Origin of the sequence: Acinetobacter sp. 1130196 (genome assembly GCF_000588095.1) — a bacterium.
GTDB classification, from domain to species: Bacteria; Pseudomonadota; Gammaproteobacteria; order Pseudomonadales; family Moraxellaceae; genus Acinetobacter; species Acinetobacter nosocomialis.
In genome coordinates this window covers 1-2,663 of the sequence record NZ_JFWX01000096.1, presented here as the reverse complement: position 1 = coordinate 2,663, position 2,663 = coordinate 1, and the positions used below count along the sequence as shown (strand labels likewise).

The following is a 2,663-nucleotide window of genomic DNA, read 5'->3' as shown; positions in this document are numbered from 1 at the left end:
AGGCTTTAACTGAAGCTCTGAAATATTTACCTGCAGAACTGCGTAAAACGTTGACCTATGACCGTGGACGCGAGATGTCAGAACATAAAATACTCGAAGAAGATTTAGGCATAGATGTATATTTCTGTGACCCACATTCACCTTGGCAAAAAGGCACATGCGAAAATATGAATGGTTTAATTAGGCAATATTTACCTAAAGGGATTGATTTAAATCAGGCAGATCAGCATTATTTAAATCAAGTTGCCATGTCACTGAATACTCGTCCTAGAAAGGCGTTAGATTGGCTTACACCATTAGAGAAATTTGCTCAGCTTGTTGATTATCATATGGCTTTTGAAACTGTCGCACCTCATGTTTGAATTCGCCCATCTTTTTGAAAGTTTAAACTCATTTCAATAAGCCGCTCTTTAGACTGAAAATATTTATAAAACGTGGTTTTGGTCACTTCCGCTTCTTCTACAATGCGGTCTACACCAACGTTGTGAAAACCATGGTCATTAAAAAGATAACGAGATGTATGAAGCACACTTAACGCGCGAAATGAGAGATCTGAATATGGCATATATGTACCGCTATAAAATAATTTGTTGTTGTGTCTAAATGAGATAAAACAGCCGCAACTTTTGCTCTAGGCAAAAAATGCATGCAAAGGCCCCAAAGATGGCCCTAAGGCATCTCAAGTTTTATTGTTGATATGATTTTTTAGTCGTGACGAACTAAAGCCTGAAAACTCGAAAGTGATCAAACCACGCTAAAGACTAATCGGGAGGTGTAAAAAAAGTATGCACAGCCAACTCCTTATATGTGGAGTTCTGCCAAAGCATTAATAAAGGATTATGATGGCAGAACGAAAGAGGGTTCGCAGACTAGTCACACAACTAGCACACCATAGGTGTCCCTCTCCCGTCCTACCGCTACGGGAGGGAACGAGAGTACACACAAAACTATTCCTCAGACGAAATAGCTCTGATGCGGTGTGAGACGGTCTGCGACAACCGGCTGGCAATGTAGGCCAGCAGGCAAAGGATAATCTGAGAGTTTAGAAGTGTCAATGTGGAATTTATGACAAGTTTTTAAAATTCTTATTATTTTTCATTAGATTAACTAAATTATTATTTTAGATATTATATAAAGTTATAATTTTAAAATTTATCACAAATTCGTTAAACAAAATGAGCGCCTTGTGACTGAATCAGTTGCCCTACATTTACAGGCATTCCTAACAAGTAACCTTGGAACTGCTGACAGCCTAAACGCGTTAAAATTTCGACTTGCTGCTGAGTTTCCACCCCTTCGGCTGTTACGGTTAAGCCTAACTTTTTCGCCAAATGAATAATACTTTCTAAAATGACTTCTTCTTTTGAGCCCGGTTTTAAATCGACAATAAAACCACGGTCAATTTTAAGCTCATCGACTGGTAAGTCTTTTAAATATAAGAAGCTTGAGTGCCCTGTTCCAAAGTCATCAATTGCGACACGAATGCCCATATCACGCAGCCGCTCACAAGCACGAATGCTTAAGTCGATATGCCGCATTGCAGTTGATTCAGTAATTTCAATAATGAGGTGATGAGGCTTAATTTGGTATTTTTTTAACAAACCTTCGAGGGTACTAAAGAGCTTTTTATTTTCAAACTGCAAAGCCGATAAATTGACTGCGATTGGATAAAACTGGGTATTGCTACGTTCCCATTCTTGAATTTGCTGGCAAGCTTGCTCAAGTGCCCAATATCCCATTGGAATAATTAAACCTGTCTTTTCCGCGCCACCAATAAACATATGTGGTGTCAGCATACCTAAAGATGGATGATTCCAGCGAATGAGTGCCTCTACCCCGCAAATCTCAAGATTGGTATTAAATTTAGGTTGGTAATAAAGAACAAATTGTTTTTCTTCGACTGCTTTATATAAATCATTGATCAGTTTTGACTGACTTCTGGTTTCTTGTTGGTGGGTTGAATAACTAAAGACGGTGTAAGTATTGCGGCCCTGCTCTTTAGACATCAGCATGGCAGCATCGGCATTCATTAGCAGGTCTTGAACATTCTGCCCATGTTCAGGAAACAATGCGATGCCAAGGCTTGCCGAAATGTTAATTTCTTTACCGGAAATCTGGTAACTGTCTTGAATAAGCTGCAATACTTTTTCAGCAAGTTGCATTGCCTCTTCAGTATCGGTATTTTCAGCTATTAATAAAAACTCATCTCCGCCAATCCTAAGCAACTTACATTTTTCATTGAGTTGCCAATGTAAGCGATTGGCCATTTGTATAAGCAGTTGATCACCAATGTGGTGACCAAAGGCATGGCGAATTCAAACATGAGGTGCGACAGTTTCAAAAGCCATATGATAATCAACAAGCTGAGCAAATTTCTCTAATGGTGTAAGCCAATCTAACGCCTTTCTAGGACGAGTATTCAGTGACATGGCAACTTGATTTAAATAATGCTGATCTGCCTGATTTAAATCAATCCCTTTAGGTAAATATTGCCTAATTAAACCATTCATATTTTCGCATGTGCCTTTTTGCCAAGGTGAATGTGGGTCACAGAAATATACATCTATGCCTAAATCTTCTTCGAGTATTTTATGTTCTGACATCTCGCGTCCACGGTCATAGGTCAACGTTTTACGCAGTTCTGCAGGTAAATATTTCAGAGC

2 protein-coding genes and 2 pseudogenes are annotated in these 2,663 nt (G+C 39.0%); 1 reads left to right on the top strand and 3 read right to left on the bottom strand.

Annotated features, from left to right (window positions below; genetic code table 11):
* Positions 1-362: IS30 family transposase (locus tag J671_RS24365; protein WP_003206378.1), on the top strand; the 362-nt coding region annotated here is incomplete at its 5' end.
* An 8-nt stretch (positions 363-370) separates the two neighbouring features.
* Here J671_RS24365 and J671_RS24360 read toward each other — a convergent pair.
* The 3 genes and pseudogenes from J671_RS24360 to J671_RS24350 all read right to left on the bottom strand — a co-directional run.
* Positions 371-565: pseudogene (locus J671_RS24360) on the bottom strand (helix-turn-helix domain-containing protein); the annotation flags it as partial.
* A 601-nt stretch (positions 566-1,166) separates the two neighbouring features.
* Positions 1,167-2,315 (bottom strand): annotated as a pseudogene (locus J671_RS24355) (putative bifunctional diguanylate cyclase/phosphodiesterase); the annotation flags it as partial.
* A partial coding sequence (locus tag J671_RS24350) for an IS30 family transposase (protein ID WP_000629789.1) occupies positions 2,316-2,663 on the bottom strand: 348 nt, incomplete at its 5' end.